The organism is Streptococcus cristatus (assembly GCF_003944225.1).
Classification (GTDB): Bacteria; Bacillota; Bacilli; order Lactobacillales; family Streptococcaceae; genus Streptococcus; species Streptococcus cristatus_K.
Genome location: NZ_RJPN01000001.1, coordinates 220223 through 234355 on the forward strand (window position 1 = coordinate 220223; position 14133 = coordinate 234355).

Below are 14133 nucleotides of genomic sequence, written 5' to 3' on the forward strand. Positions count from 1 at the left end.
AGACAGAGCTGAGCTCCGCCTTATTTTTCTAATTTCTTTTCTTTGAACAATTGGTCAATTGCTTGATTCGGCTCTTGACCGAATTGGGCTGCCAAACGCTGGCTCCAAGTATCCTGTGCCCGATCACCAGCATACTCAGCCTGCACACGGTCATAAGCCTCAATGACAGAGCTGAGTTGCTCACAGTATTCTTCCTCAAAGACCACCGCTTCATACGGTAGGCGTGGCTTGACAGCATGGTTTTGATTGGGTTTTCCTAAAGCCATAGCAAAAACTGGATAAGTATAGTCTGGCAGATTAAAGAGCTGGGCAATTTTTGAAGCTTCATAGCGAACTAAACCAATAATAACGCCGCCATAACCCAGACTTTCAGCTGCTAAGAGGGTATTTTGCCCTGCCAAAGCAGCATCTACCGAGCTAATGAGAATATTTTCGGTTCCTTTAGGGTAAAAACCATCCGTGTGCAATTGAACGCCCTTTTGAGCACGATTGAGGTCGCCAACAAAAAGCAGGAAGGCCGAAGCCTGCCGAATGGCTTCTTGGGGAACCAAATCAAAGAGGGCTTCTTTTTTCTCTTTGCTTCGCACCACAATGATAGAGTAGGACTGAAAGTTTTTCCAGCTGGAAGCAGCACGTCCAGCATCGATAATGGCGCGTAGTTCTTCATCTGAAATCTGCTCTTCCGTAAAGCGCCGAACAGACGTATGAGCCTTCATCAAGGTAATTGTTTCATTCATCGGCGGTTCTCTCCTTCTAGATGCACTTCCTTGGCCAGAAACTTAATCCGCTCCATGACCCGCTTGGCTTGCCAGGTCTCATCGCCATTCTTAGAATTGGCAAAGTGACGCTCCAAATCCGCAAAACTAAAGTTAGAAGTGAAGAAGGTTGGCAGATTCTCCTGCATACGGTGCTGGAGAATGACCTGCAAAATCTCATCGCGCATCCAGGGGCTAGACTGCTCTGCACCGATATCGTCCAAAATCAGCACTTGAGCTGTCTTGACCTGGTCAATCTTGTCCTTGACCAAGCCGGAACTGATAGCATTCTTCACATCCAAAACAAAGCTCGGATAGTGGAGCAGAGTCGTTGAGACACTACGTTTTTCTGACAAATCATGCGCCAGTGCAGCCATCATGTAGCTCTTACCCACGCCGAAATCTCCGTAGAGATAAACAGCCTTTTGATAATGCGGAAAATCCGCAACAAAACTGGTCAAGAGCTCAAAAGCTTTGTAACGACCAATATCGTCTAAATCCACTTTGGCAAAACTAGCCTCTTTTAGACTGACTGGCAGATTGATAAGGTTGAGACGGCTTCTAATGGCCTCCTGTCTCTCCTGCTCAATCAACTCAGGTGTCTCTTCATAGGCAACATCCGCATAACCTTCATTTTTCACCAAAATTGGCTTATAACCCTTAGCAATATAGTTCTGATCTTCAAGCAGGAAGCGATCTCGTTCGGTAATGTATTGATTAAACTTAGAAATGCTCCGCTGAATTTCGGTTGGAGACAGTTGTTCTCGACTGATAAAGGCAGCGATATCTGGATCTGCTAAAATCTGCTGGACTAATTTTTGATAATCAAACTGCTTCACCTTATTCATATGAGGCATTGCCTGTCCTATTTTTTCCATTTAATCGTCTCCTTCTTCCAGTCTTGCTAAAAGCCTTCTTTTTTGTTCTTCTAGTTCCGCTTGTTTTTCTAAGCTGGTTTCATTCTTGTAATCTAGCTGACTCCAGTTCGGCACATTGCTTTTAGCAGCAGCTGGGCTGACTTGCGCAGGACGACTATTTGTCTGCTGATTGCGCTCACGGATTTTCAGGACCGCCTCTTCAGCCGAGGTCACCTTTTGATAAGAAAAGTCATTAGCCACCTTGAGGGCATACTTCTCATTGAGGTTGGCTGAATCCACCTTATTAAAAGTTAGTAGCAGGATGATATTGATAACTTCATCCAAAAGCCCCATCTCTGCCAAATCCTGAATCAGCTTCCGTTCACTACGCGTTATGGCCGCTTGACGGGTTTTCTTGATTTCTGCCAAAAAGAGCAAGGGCTGCTTGCTTTTAGCCTCACGGATAATAGACTGCTCTTGCTGAGAAAAATCTCTCGAAACTGGTTTCTGCTGAATCTTTTGCTGCATCCGTTTCGTCGAAATCACATGTGACACAGCCGTTTCACGCGCTAAGACATAAGTCTCGTACCACGTCCATTTCTTCTGCTCCGCAATCGCAAACAAGTCCAAGAGGTCCGCTTTTTCATCTGCAAAACGCAAGCCATCCTGGGCCATTCTCTGTTTAAAATGTGTCAAATCAAAATCATTCTGTCGACTGGTTCTCGTCGGACTGACCTCTTCCATGCCATAGATCTGGCTAAAAGAAGGACTGATCTTTTGCCCAGCTGGATTTTCCGGTCGTAGCTTATCTACCGCCGCCTGACCAATCTTTTTCTCCAAAAGACTAGTGTACACATGATGAGCAAAGAAGTCCTCAGCGGACAAGGTTGGATAGAGTCGGATGAAAAATCCCGTCTCCGTCTGGAAAAGCTCTAGCAAGCCAATAGCTGATAGGCGCTCTAAGCTTCTCTCCAACACTTCCATACCAAAATCAAGATGATTTAAAATATGGCTGAAAAGTCGCTGCTGAGCTCCATTATCCCAAAAAGAAACCAGATAAAGATAAAGCGCCACTGCATCCTTGCCCACAATGGGTAGATAATAACGGGTCAGCCCGCTCATATCTTGACTGACCTGGTTATTAGATAAGAAAGAAAAATGATCATTTGGTTTCATAAGCCATTATTTTTCCTTTTTCTTCTTAGAACCCTTGGTAATCTGCTTCAAAAGGCTTTCCAGCTCGCCAACATCTTTGAAACTCCGATAAACACTGGCAAAACGGACATAGGTAATTTCATCCAGCTCGGCCAGCTCATCCATGACCAGAGAGCCAATATATTCGCTGGCAATTTCATTTTCGCTCTGACTACGAAGTTTTTGCTCAATCCGATTGACCAATTCTTCGATCTCGTCACTTGAGACCGGACGCTTTTGAGCGGAGCGGATGATTCCGTTAAATATCTTATCCCGAGAAAACTGCTCACGCGTTCCATCTTTTTTGACAACGACTAGGGTTCTTTCTTCCACGCGCTCATAAGTTGTAAAACGATGCTGGCATTCCTCGCATTCACGGCGACGACGGATTGTATTTCCATCTTCTGCCTGCCGGCTGTCAACCACACTTGATTTGCTTCCGCCACATTTGGGACAACGCATGTCATTTCCTCCTAGAATCTTAATACTTCATTATACCATGTTTTGACCAATAACAAAAGACGAGAGATTTCCCAGCCATAAAAAAACTAAAGCTGGCAAAGCAGCTTTAGCAAGAAAATCTTCTTTCAAAAATCCAGCAAATGGAAACTCAGCCCTTCTTGTCAAAATACTTTTTGGTTTCAGCAATAATAACAGGAGATAAGACCAAGAGAGCAATCAGATTTGGCAAGGCCATCAAGGCATTGACAATATCGGCAATGACCCAAACTGCTTCTAACTCGATAAAGCCACCTAAGAGCACCATAGCGACAAAGATGATTCGGTACAAGCAAATATATTTAACACCAAAAAGGAACTCAAAGCAGCGCTCACCGTAGTAGTTCCAGCCTAAAATAGTAGTAAAAGCAAACAGAACTAGAAAAACGGATAGAAGGATTGGACCAAAATTAGCAAAGACGGTCGCAAAGGCTGCCTGAGTCAAGGACACACCATTGAGATTGCTATCCCAAACTCCTGTGATTAAAATTGTTAGACCTGTCAGACTACAAATAATCAGAGTATCGATAAAGGTTCCCGTCATAGAAATCAATCCTTGTTCGACAGGCTCCTTGGTCTTAGCTGCAGCCGCTGCAATGGGTGCTGATCCTAAACCAGATTCATTGGAGAATACCCCACGTGCGACCCCATTTTGAATCGCCATCTGGATGGTTGCACCAGCAAAGCCACCAACAGCAGCCGTCTGACTAAAGGCAGAACTAAAGACTAGCTGAAGAGTTGGCAGCAGACGATCTAGATTGACTGCTAAGACAGTCACAGTCCCCAAGATATAAATAGCCGCCATAAAAGGCACAACCTTGGTCGACACTCGAGCAATCGACTGAATACCGCTAAAAATAACTAGAGCCACCAAAATAGCCAAGATAGAGGCAGTCACAGCTGGAGGCAACTGAATGGTATTCTGCATAGCTTCTGTAATGGAATTCACCTGCGTAAAGGTTCCAATCCCTAAAAGAGCCACCAGGACACCCGCTACAGCAAAGAAGATAGCCAGCGGACGCCATTTTTCGCCCATTCCTAATAGGATATAATGCATGGGACCACCAGCAACGGCTCCGTGAGCATCCTTAGAACGATACTTAATCGCTAATAAACCTTCGGCATACTTGGTTGCCATTCCAAAGAAAGCAGCTAGCCACATCCAAAATAAGGCACCCGGTCCACCAACTTTTATGGCAGTCGCTACACCGATAATATTCCCCGTTCCAACCGTGGCCGCCAAAGCTGTACAAAGAGCAGCAAAGCTTGACACGTCTCCATGATGATCCTCGCCGGAAACAAAAATTAAGCGAAAGGCGCGAAAAAGGCGCGAAATCTGTAGCAACCTCAGACGAAGTGTCAGATAAAGCCCTGTTCCAACTAATAAAATCAAGAGGGGAGGTCCCCAGACCAGAGAATCAATTTGATTCAGCAATTTCAACATAAATCTTCTGCTCCTTTTCCACACCGAGAAAAAGAAAAGTACATGTGTAAACATGTACTCTGGATGCCTGAGAACGACCGTTTCTTGTCCTTCCCTTGCTCTGTCCTTTTACCTGAGAGTTTGAGCAGTTGCCTGCCTTGCCCCTTCGGTGCCAATCATGGTCTCTCCAGAGTTCCGTCCATTTCACAGTCATAAGGCTCAAGCACTTATTTCTGAAAAACTTCATTCGGTGTTTATTCTAAATTTTCTATTATTTTAAAATAATATTCGGTTTTTGTCAATGTTTTATGAAAAATTTTGAATATTATATTGACCCCAAAAGGTTAGACATATAATTTATTCGAAGGTAAGATAATAGTAGCTCGTAGAATCTCCTTTATTACCTGTTGATGTAGTTATTTATGGTTTACACTGTTTGAAGTTCTGTAAGTTTTTGTTGCACTATATTTTACAATTTTTCATTCCTTAAAGTATTGATGACATTCTTCCAATTGTTAGGCAAGAGAAAACTTAGAAAGTTCTGCTAGTTCAGCACTGATTTCTTGCTTGACTTGTAGTAAATGAAAAAGAATGGGTCGTTCTACAAAGCCCTTCTCACCTCCTTCAAGACTAAGCATAAGGCTGTAATTCCGGATTAATTGGTGTGTTGGCCATATTATTGGCATAATTGCAGAGGGTCGCAAGGCTGACACCCAGAACTACATCCAGAGCATTCTCATGCGTATAGCCCGCTTCTAGGAAGTCTGCCAACGCCTCGTCTCCGACCCGACCCTTGGTATTGATGACAGCAATGGTAAATTTAGCAAGCGTATCTAGCTTCGGATCGGTGTCAATCGGAGTTCGATTGCGCAGGGCCTCCAAAAGATCATCATTCATTTGAATCTGCTTGATTGAAAAAGCTGTATGACCCGCCACACAGAAAGCACAACCATTAGTAACTGCAGCCGTAATCTGCACTACTTCGCGCTCAGTCGGTGTCAGGCTGTTACGGCGATTGATAGCTCCAACCGTCCGATAAGTTTCCAAAGCCGTTGGCGCATTAGCCAAAAGACCGATAAGATTGGGAATGTAGCCACCGTTATCTTTTTGAACAGTTTCTAAAACCTCTTTCACCTCAGCTGGTGCGGACTCAATTGTATGGATAGTAAATTCTGACATATGAAACCTCATTTCTTTTGATTAGCAACTATCTTAACATAGGTCTGACAGCTTGTATAATATATATTTTATATGACCTCTATAAAGAGAATATATTGCTATATGTCAAACCAAAATATATTACTGCTTTAACTGTCTCCTTACCTCTCTCAAACAAGAAAAAGAAGCCCTAAGGCTTCTGACTAATATTTTCTAAAACGTTGATAGCGATCTTCCAAAAGTTGCTCGATAGAAAGTTTGGAAAGTTCCGCTAGTTCAGTACTGATCTCTTGCTTGACTGCAGCCAAGAGCTCATTTTTATTAAAGCCGCGTTCGGAGATGACCTTATCAACGACACCCATCTGCAAAAGCTCGTGCGAGGTGATTTTCATCATCTCCGCCGCCTCCATTGCTCGGCTGCCATCTTTCCATAAAATCGAAGCAAAACCTTCTGGACTGAGAATGGCATACATGGAGTTTTCCAGCATCCAGACCTTGTCAGCAACTGCTAAGGCCAGTGCCCCGCCAGAGCCACCCTCGCCGATGATAATGGCAATAATGGGCACCTGCAGATCGCTCATTTCCATGAGATTACGGGCAATGGCTTCACCCTGTCCGCGTTCCTCAGCACCGACACCAGGATAGGCACCAGCCGTATTGATAAAGGTCACGACTGGACGGCCAAATTTCTCAGCTTGCTTCATGAGACGTAGGGCCTTGCGATAGCCTTCAGGATGAGGTTGACCAAAGTTCCGCCGCAAATTATCCTGCAAATTGCGACCTTTTTGAATACCGACCACTGTGACCGGCTGACCATTTAATGTTCCGATACCGCCAATGACAGCACCATCATCACGAAAACCACGATCTCCGTGCAATTCCACAAAATCATCAAAAATTCCTTGGGCAAAATCCAAAGCCGTCAAACGGGACTGATCACGCGCTGCTTTGATAATCTGACTGATTTTTGTCATTGGTCACCTCCATGAAATCTCAAGAGAGTAGCAATCCGATCCCGCAATTCACCACGCTTGACGATCGCATCAACAAAGCCATGTTCCAGCAAAAACTCTGCCTTTTGGAAGTCATCTGGCAATTTTTCCCGTACAGTAGACTCAATAACCCGACGACCGGCAAAGCCTACCAAAGCCTGCGCTTCTGCCAAGATAATATCCCCTTCCATAGCAAAAGAGGCTGTGACACCGCCTGTCGTCGGATCTGTCAAAACGGTCAGGTAAAAAAGACCAGCCTTTGAATGACGTTGCACAGCAGCTGAGGTTTTAGCCATCTGCATCAGGCTCATGATACCTTCCTGCATACGAGCACCACCAGAAGCCGTAAAGAGGACGACTGGCAACTGATGCTCTGTCGCATACTCAAATAGGCGGGTAATCTTCTCTCCGACAACCGTTCCCATGGAAGCCATGATAAAGTTGGAATCCATGATCCCAAGAGCTAATTTTTGGTCTTTTATCATAGCGGTTCCTGTCAAAACGGCCTCATCTAGACCAGTCTTTTCCCGCATCTTTGCCAGTTTTTCTTGATAATTTGGAAAATGTAAGGGATCTGTCGTCTCAATACCGGTGAACAATTCCTCAAAGCTTCCTTCATTCACCGTCAAACTCAGGCGCTCAAAAGCTGAAATCCGAAAAGTGTAGCCACAGCTTGGACAGACACGCTCTGCCCCCAAATCCTTTTGATAAATGGTATGCTTACAACCTGGACATTTGGAAAAAAGCTCATCTGGAACTTCTGGTTTTGGCTGAGGCAAGGCACGAGAGGAACGATTAGGATTGATTCGAATATATTTATCCTTTTTTGAAAACAAAGGCATTGCTTACTCCTTCATTAAATTTTAGAGTGATTCTGCTTCTTTCAAACAAAATCACTCCTTGTCATCTATTTTTTCTCTTGATAAGCCGGAAGGAACTTCTCCATGAGAAAGGCTGTATCATAATCACCAGCAATCACATTAGGATCTGAAATCAGATCCAGTTGGAAACTGCTATTGGTCACGACACCGTCGATTTCTAGCTCATAGAGAGCCCGTTGCATCTTCATCAGGGCATCAAAGCGATTTTCCCCGTGAACGATGATTTTGGCAATCATACTGTCATAGTAAGGAGGAATGGTGTAGCCAGGATAGACTGCTGAATCGACGCGTAATCCCACTCCGCCACTTGGCAGATAAAGATTGGAAATCTTGCCTGGGCTCGGTGCAAAGTTAAAGGCTGGATTTTCAGCGTTGATCCGACATTCAATTGCATGCCCTCGGATTTCAACATCATCCTGACTGAAGGACAGCTCTTGACCATCTGCAATCTTAATCTGCTCTTTAACAATATCCACACCGGTAACAAACTCAGTCACTGGATGCTCTACCTGCACCCGAGTATTCATCTCCATAAAGTAGAATTCACCCTTGGCTTCATCCAGCAGAAATTCAATCGTTCCGGCATTTTCATAGCCGACAGACTCAGCAGCCCGAACAGCCGCTTCCCCAATCTGCTGGCGCAGGGTTTTCCCAATCGCCACAGACGGACTTTCTTCCAGCACCTTCTGATTATTCCGCTGCAAAGAGCAATCCCGCTCGCCCAAGTGGACTACATGCCCCTGCTGATCTGCTAAAATCTGAACTTCAATATGGCGCGCTGGATAGATGACTCGCTCCATATACATGGCACCATTCCCAAAAGCCGCTTTGGCTTCACTAGAAGCAGACTCAAAGGCCGCTACTAAATCCTCAGGCTTTTCAACCTTACGAATACCCTTTCCGCCGCCGCCAGCAGAAGCTTTGAGCATGACTGGATAGCCAATCTTTTCAGCTACTTCCAAGGCTTCTTCAGAGGTATGGACTTCCCCATCAGAACCCGGGATAACTGGCACTTTGGCCTTAATCATCTGAGCCCGAGCATTGATCTTATCCCCCATCAAGTCCATAACAGCACCTGAAGGTCCAATAAACTTAATGCCGACTTCTTCGCACATGGTCGCAAATTTAGAGTTTTCACTCAAAAAACCAAAACCAGGATGAATGGCTTCTGCACCTGTCAGAACAGCAGCAGACAGGACCGCGTTCATATTTAGATAAGAATCCGTAGACTTGGCTGGCCCGATGCAGACTGCCTCATCAGCCAGTAGGGTGTGGAGCGCTTCCTTGTCAGCCGTTGAATAAACAGCTACCGTATCAATTCCTAGCTCGCGAGCTGCACGAATAATTCTGACCGCAATTTCCCCACGGTTAGCAATTAAAATTTTACGAAACATGGTGAAATCTCCTCTTTCTTATTGACCAATTGCAAAGGTCAAGGTTCCGCTGGCTGCAAGTTTACCGTCAACTTCGGCCTTGGCCTCCACCACTGCAATAGTGCCACGACGCTTGACAAACTTGGCCGTCATAATCAGCTGGTCACCTGGTACAACTTGCTTCTTGAACTTGACCTTGTCCATGCCAGCATAGAAGACCAGCTTGCCCTTGTTTTCTTCTTTAGACAATTCCAGCACACCAGCCGTTTGAGCCAGTGCTTCCATGATTAAGACACCCGGCATAACTGGATACTGGGGAAAATGACCGTTAAAGAATGGCTCGTTGATCGTCACATTTTTCAAAGCGACAATCTCATCTTCGCTGACTTCCAATACACGGTCCACCAACAACATAGGATAGCGGTGCGGAAGCGCCTCTTTTATTGCATTGATATCAATCATTTGATGCGTACCAGCCCTTTCCCAAACTCAACCATTTCTTCATTCTGAACCAGAATTTCTGTAATCAGACCATCTTTCGGTGCTGGCACTTCATTCATGACCTTCATGGCTTCAATAATCATCAAGGTTTGACCTTTTTTAACTTGGTCTCCTACACTGACAAAAGCTGGTTTATCTGGACCTGCAGCCAAGTAAGCCACGCCAACCAAAGGACTTTCCACGACATCACCCTCAGCAGCTGGTACCGGAACCTCTGGAGCCACCTCAGGTGCTGCAGTTGGAGCTGCTTGGGAAACTGTCTCAGATACAGGTGCGCTTGCTGGCTGCACAGGAGCTACAACTGGAGCTGCGCTGACTGCTGGAGCTGTTGCAACCGCGGCTTGCCCTTCATTCTTACTGAAAGTCAGCTCATCGCTTTGATTTTTATAAGAAAATTCACGCAGGCTTGATTGGTCAAACTGAGCCATCAAGTCTTTAATCTCATTGATATTCATCTAGCCCTCCCAACGCTTGAATGCCAGAACAGCATTGTGACCGCCAAAACCAAATGTATTGGAAATCGCATAAGGAATTTCTTGCTCTAAGCCTTGCCCATAAACGACATTCGCTTCAATATAGTCTGACAATTCACTTGTTCCAGCTGTTTTTGGTACAAAATTATGGCGCATTGCTTCGATTGTAGCGATGGCTTCCACTGCTCCTGCAGCCCCAAGCAAGTGTCCTGTGAATGACTTGGTTGAAGATACAGGTACTTCTTTACCAAGAACAGCTACGATAGCTCCGCTTTCTCCTTTTTCATTAGCAGGAGTTGAAGTACCGTGGGCATTGACATAAGCCACTTGCTCTGGAGAAATCTCTGCCTCTTCCAAAGCCAATTTAATTGCCTTAATAGCACCTTGACCTTCTGGATGTGGAGAAGTCATGTGGTAAGCATCACAGGTATTACCGTAGCCAACTACTTCAGCCAAGATAGTCGCTCCACGTTTTTCAGCGTGTTCCAGACTTTCAAGCACCAACATACCAGAACCTTCTCCCATGACAAAGCCGTTACGGTCTTTATCAAATGGAATAGAAGCACGAGTTGGATCTTCTGTAGTTGATAGGGCAGTCAAAGCTTGGAAACCAGCAATGGCAAATGGAGTGATAGAAGCTTCTGATCCACCAACTAACATGACATCTTGGAAGCCAAACTTGATAGAGCGGAAAGCATCTCCAATCGCATCATTTGATGAGGCACAAGCTGTATTGATTGATTTACAAATCCCGTTTGCTCCGAAGCGCATAGCAACATTTCCTGAAGCCATATTTGGCAAAGCTTTTGGAAGAGTCATTGGCTTCACACGTTTTGGACCTTTTTCATGAAGACGGATAACCTGATCTTCGATTTCTTTAATTCCCCCAATACCAGAAGCCACGATGACACCAAAGCGATCTTTGTCGATTGCTTCTACATCAAGATTAGCATTTGTTACCGCTTCTTGAGCTGCATACAAGGCATACAAAGAATAATTGTCAAAACGATTGGTATCTTTCTTGATAAAGTATTTATCAAAAGGAAAGTCTTGGACTTCAGCCGCATTATGAACAGCAAAATCGCTGTGATCAAACTTGGTGATGGGACCAATCCCAATCTTACCTTCTTTTAAACTATTCCAAAATTCTTCTGGTGTATTTCCGATGGGAGAGGTTAAGCCATAACCTGTCACAACAACTCGATTTAGTTTCATGGTGAACTCCTTTATGATAATTGGTGAACTGTCAAATTCAAATGCATTGCACTTACTGCATGGTAAGCCCGCCATCAATCGCGATGACCTGACCAGTGAGATATTCCTGACCCGCTAAGAATAGGGCAACATCCGCCACTTCTTCGGTATTGCCGAACCGCTTCATTGGGATTTGAGCCAGAGAAGCTTCTTTGATTTTTTCAGAAAGCCCGTCTGTCATATCCGATTCGACAAAGCCTGGGGCAATCACATTGACACGGATATTGCGTCCTGCCACTTCGCGAGCAACCGACTTAGAAAATCCAATCAAGCCAGCTTTAGAGGCTGCATAGTTGGCCTGGCCGACATTACCAGTCAAGCCGACAACACTTGATAAGTTAATGATTGCTCCCTGACGAGCCTTGGTCATTGGTTTCAATACAGCTTGCGTCATATTAAAGGCTCCAGTCAGATTGACCTTCAGCACTTGCTCAAAGTCTTCCTCTGTCATCTTGAGCATAATCTTATCGCGGGTAATTCCAGCATTATTGACCAAGACATCTACAGAGCCCAAAGCTGCAATCGCCTCTTCAATCATTCGCTTAGCATCAGCGCCATCAGATACGTCGCCTGAAATAGCCACGACCTTGACCGGATAGCCAGCAAACTCAGCCAAAACTTCGTCTGAAATTTGTCCGCGACCGTTCAAGACAATATTGGCACCTGCACTTGCAAACTTATGGGCAATAGCCAGACCAATCCCACGGCTAGAGCCTGTAATAAAAACATTTTTATTCTTTAATTCCATTGGTATTCCCCATTATTTTTCCAGCAGGGCTGTCAAAGACTCCACACTTTCAACAGAATAAACAACTGCTGATTTATCAATTTTCTTCATAAAGCCAGACAATACTTTCCCTGGACCAATCTCGATAAACTCAGTCACACCAGCTTCCTGCATTTTAGCGATACTATCGTAGAAACGAACCGGTTCCATGACCTGACGAGTTAACAATTCCTCAATTCTATCGGCTTCCATGATATCCGCCTCTGTATTGCCCACTAGCGGAAGTTGAAAATCAGCAAATTCTGTTTCAGCCAAAACCTGAGCTAATTGCTCACTGGCTGGTTTCAAGAGTGCTGTATGGAAAGGACCTGAAACATTCAGCGGAATCAAGCGTTTCACACCTGCTTCCTTGAGGAGTTCTACCGCTTTATCCACCGCTGCCACATCTCCCCCAATGACGATTTGACCTGGAGTGTTGTAATTGGCAGGAGAGACCACTCCTAGCTGACTAGCTGTCTGACAGGCTTCCTCGATAAGAGCCACGTCCGCATTTAGGACCGCAACCATCTTTCCAGAGCCAGCAGGAGCTGCTTCCTCCATGAAAGCTCCGCGTTTAGCGACTAGAGCTACCGCTGTTTTGAAGTCCAGCGCACCAGCAGCTACCAAGGCAGAGTATTCACCTAGAGAGAGGCCAGCCACCATATCAGGACGGATTCCTTTTTCTACCAACAGGCGATAAATAGCAAGAGAAGTTGTCAAAATTGCTGGTTGAGTATAGCGAGTTTGGTTGAGTTTTTCTTCATCTTGGTCAATCAATGCCCGAACATCATAGCCCAGGACCTGACTAGCTTCCTCAAAAGTCGCCTTAACCACATCATACTGCTCATAGAGGTCACGAGCCATTCCCAGATATTGGGCTCCCTGACCAGCAAATAGAAAGGCTGTCTTAGTCATTTCTAGTTACTCCTGCCCAACGTTTTGCTTCTTGCTGAATCTTCTCAGCAGCGCCATAATAGATATCCTTGAGGATTTCTTCGACTGTTTCTTCCTTGCTGACCAAGCCGGCAATCTGACCAGACATGACGGAACCATTTTCCACATCGCCACGGACAACTGCATTGGCCAGAGCACCAGCACCCAGATTTTCAAAAACAGTCAAGTCTGGATTTTCTTGCTTGAATGCTTCTTTTTCAGCCTTTTCAAAATCGCGAGTCAGCTTATTCTTGAGCGCACGAACCGCATGACCGAAGTGCTGAGCAGAAATTGTCGTATCGATATCACGAGCTTTCAAGATCATATCTTTATAATTTTGATGGGCATTGGATTCTTTAGCCACAACGAAGCGTGTACCGACCTGAACTGCCTCTGCCCCCAACATGAAGCCAGCTGCAGCACCAGAGCCATCCGCAATACCACCAGCCGCAATAACTGGAATGTTAACTGCTTCTACAACCTGACGAACCAAGGTCATCGTTGTTAACTTACCGATGTGACCACCAGCTTCCATTCCTTCAGCAATGACGGCATCTGCTCCGATTTTTTCCATCCGTTTAGCCAAAGCCACACTTGGTACAACAGGAATCACCGTAATACCTGCTTCATGGAAACGAGCCATGTACTTGCTTGGATTGCCCGCACCAGTCGTTACCACTTTTACACCCTCTTCAATCACCAAATCCACGATGTCATCTACAAAAGGCGACAAAAGCATGATATTGACGCCGAAAGGACGATCCGTCAAAGACTTAATCTTGTCAATATTGGCTTTCACCACTTCCTTAGGAGCATTTCCGCCACCGATGATCCCGAGACCACCAGCCTTTGAAACCGCACCAGCCAAGTCACCATCTGCGACCCAAGCCATACCACCTTGGAAAATAGGATATTTAATATCTAATAATTCTGTAATTCGTGTTTGCATAATACCTTCCTCTAATCATTGCTTAAGTAATAGCTTGAGCCCAAACCGCTAGATAGCAGTCTTTTTACTTTGAAATTCAAACTATTACCTAAACAAGAGAGAATATCTTGCGATACTCTCAAATCT

15 protein-coding genes and 1 riboswitch are annotated in these 14133 nt (G+C 45.0%); all 15 genes read right to left on the minus strand.

Annotation, left to right across the window (positions count from 1 at the left end; all coding sequences use genetic code 11):
- Positions 1 to 20 precede the first annotated feature (20 nt).
- Positions 21 to 737, minus strand: a complete 717-nt coding sequence (locus D8797_RS01195; RefSeq protein ID WP_125378944.1) for an NADPH-dependent oxidoreductase — start codon at positions 735 to 737, stop codon at positions 21 to 23.
- On the minus strand, positions 734 to 1633 hold the full coding sequence (gene dnaI, locus D8797_RS01200) for a primosomal protein DnaI (RefSeq protein ID WP_125378945.1): 900 nt from the start codon (positions 1631 to 1633) through the stop codon (positions 734 to 736). The genes D8797_RS01195 and dnaI overlap by 4 nt, the downstream gene beginning before the upstream one ends.
- Positions 1634 to 2788, minus strand: coding sequence for a replication initiation and membrane attachment family protein (locus tag D8797_RS01205; RefSeq protein ID WP_125378946.1), 1155 nt, complete (start codon positions 2786 to 2788; stop codon positions 1634 to 1636). It abuts the gene before it with no gap.
- A gap of 6 nt (positions 2789 to 2794) precedes the next feature.
- Positions 2795 to 3268 (minus strand): transcriptional regulator NrdR, encoded by a 474-nt coding sequence (gene nrdR, locus D8797_RS01210; protein ID WP_005591110.1) that lies wholly within the window; start codon positions 3266 to 3268, stop codon positions 2795 to 2797.
- Between the two features lie 148 nt (positions 3269 to 3416).
- Complete coding sequence (locus tag D8797_RS01215) at positions 3417 to 4748, minus strand: alanine/glycine:cation symporter family protein (protein ID WP_125378947.1); 1332 nt, start codon at positions 4746 to 4748, stop codon at positions 3417 to 3419.
- Between the two features lie 90 nt (positions 4749 to 4838).
- Positions 4839 to 4928, minus strand: a riboswitch (glycine riboswitch).
- Positions 4929 to 5357: 429 nt separating this feature from the next.
- Complete coding sequence (locus D8797_RS01220; protein ID WP_185780820.1) at positions 5358 to 5906, minus strand: carboxymuconolactone decarboxylase family protein; 549 nt, start codon at positions 5904 to 5906, stop codon at positions 5358 to 5360.
- 182 nt (positions 5907 to 6088) lie between these two features.
- Positions 6089 to 6859 carry an acetyl-CoA carboxylase carboxyl transferase subunit alpha gene (locus tag D8797_RS01225; protein ID WP_125378949.1) on the minus strand — a complete coding sequence of 257 codons (771 nt, stop codon included), beginning with the start codon at positions 6857 to 6859 and terminating at the stop codon, positions 6089 to 6091.
- A complete protein-coding gene (gene accD / locus D8797_RS01230; RefSeq protein ID WP_125378950.1) occupies positions 6856 to 7719 on the minus strand; it encodes an acetyl-CoA carboxylase, carboxyltransferase subunit beta in 864 nt (287 codons plus the stop codon). The genes D8797_RS01225 and accD overlap by 4 nt, the downstream gene beginning before the upstream one ends.
- Before the next feature lie 65 nt (positions 7720 to 7784).
- Entirely contained in the window at positions 7785 to 9152 is a 1368-nt protein-coding gene (locus tag D8797_RS01235) for an acetyl-CoA carboxylase biotin carboxylase subunit (protein WP_125378951.1), read from the minus strand.
- Between the two features lie 18 nt (positions 9153 to 9170).
- On the minus strand, positions 9171 to 9593 hold the full coding sequence (gene fabZ / locus D8797_RS01240; protein ID WP_008809611.1) for a 3-hydroxyacyl-ACP dehydratase FabZ: 423 nt from the start codon (positions 9591 to 9593) through the stop codon (positions 9171 to 9173).
- Complete coding sequence (gene accB, locus D8797_RS01245; protein ID WP_125378952.1) at positions 9590 to 10087, minus strand: acetyl-CoA carboxylase biotin carboxyl carrier protein; 498 nt, start codon at positions 10085 to 10087, stop codon at positions 9590 to 9592. The genes fabZ and accB overlap by 4 nt, the downstream gene beginning before the upstream one ends.
- Positions 10088 to 11320, minus strand: a complete 1233-nt coding sequence (gene fabF, locus D8797_RS01250; RefSeq protein ID WP_045500616.1) for a beta-ketoacyl-ACP synthase II — start codon at positions 11318 to 11320, stop codon at positions 10088 to 10090.
- 52 nt (positions 11321 to 11372) lie between these two features.
- Positions 11373 to 12107, minus strand: coding sequence for a 3-oxoacyl-[acyl-carrier-protein] reductase (gene fabG / locus D8797_RS01255; protein ID WP_125378953.1), 735 nt, complete (start codon positions 12105 to 12107; stop codon positions 11373 to 11375).
- A gap of 12 nt (positions 12108 to 12119) precedes the next feature.
- Entirely contained in the window at positions 12120 to 13040 is a 921-nt protein-coding gene (fabD, locus tag D8797_RS01260) for an ACP S-malonyltransferase (RefSeq protein WP_125378954.1), read from the minus strand.
- On the minus strand, positions 13033 to 14007 hold the full coding sequence (fabK, locus tag D8797_RS01265; RefSeq protein ID WP_005591707.1) for an enoyl-[acyl-carrier-protein] reductase FabK: 975 nt from the start codon (positions 14005 to 14007) through the stop codon (positions 13033 to 13035). The genes fabD and fabK overlap by 8 nt, the downstream gene beginning before the upstream one ends.
- Between the last annotated feature and the right edge of the window lie 126 nt (positions 14008 to 14133).

Bases quoted from the DNA above. Each gene is read 5' to 3' on its own strand.
- D8797_RS01195 (WP_125378944.1), bottom strand. From the start codon at position 737: ATGAATGAAACAATTACCTTGATGAAGGCTCATACGTCTGTTCGGCGC.
- dnaI (WP_125378945.1), bottom strand. From the start codon at position 1,633: ATGGAAAAAATAGGACAGGCAATGCCTCATATGAATAAGGTGAAGCAG.
- D8797_RS01205 (WP_125378946.1), bottom strand. From the start codon at position 2,788: ATGAAACCAAATGATCATTTTTCTTTCTTATCTAATAACCAGGTCAGT.
- nrdR (WP_005591110.1), bottom strand. From the start codon at position 3,268: ATGCGTTGTCCCAAATGTGGCGGAAGCAAATCAAGTGTGGTTGACAGC.
- D8797_RS01215 (WP_125378947.1), bottom strand. From the start codon at position 4,748: ATGTTGAAATTGCTGAATCAAATTGATTCTCTGGTCTGGGGACCTCCC.
- D8797_RS01220 (WP_185780820.1), bottom strand. From the start codon at position 5,906: ATGTCAGAATTTACTATCCATACAATTGAGTCCGCACCAGCTGAGGTG.
- D8797_RS01225 (WP_125378949.1), bottom strand. From the start codon at position 6,859: ATGACAAAAATCAGTCAGATTATCAAAGCAGCGCGTGATCAGTCCCGT.
- accD (WP_125378950.1), bottom strand. From the start codon at position 7,719: ATGCCTTTGTTTTCAAAAAAGGATAAATATATTCGAATCAATCCTAAT.
- D8797_RS01235 (WP_125378951.1), bottom strand. From the start codon at position 9,152: ATGTTTCGTAAAATTTTAATTGCTAACCGTGGGGAAATTGCGGTCAGA.
- fabZ (WP_008809611.1), bottom strand. From the start codon at position 9,593: ATGATTGATATCAATGCAATAAAAGAGGCGCTTCCGCACCGCTATCCT.
- accB (WP_125378952.1), bottom strand. From the start codon at position 10,087: ATGAATATCAATGAGATTAAAGACTTGATGGCTCAGTTTGACCAATCA.
- fabF (WP_045500616.1), bottom strand. From the start codon at position 11,320: ATGAAACTAAATCGAGTTGTTGTGACAGGTTATGGCTTAACCTCTCCC.
- fabG (WP_125378953.1), bottom strand. From the start codon at position 12,107: ATGGAATTAAAGAATAAAAATGTTTTTATTACAGGCTCTAGCCGTGGG.
- fabD (WP_125378954.1), bottom strand. From the start codon at position 13,040: ATGACTAAGACAGCCTTTCTATTTGCTGGTCAGGGAGCCCAATATCTG.
- fabK (WP_005591707.1), bottom strand. From the start codon at position 14,007: ATGCAAACACGAATTACAGAATTATTAGATATTAAATATCCTATTTTC.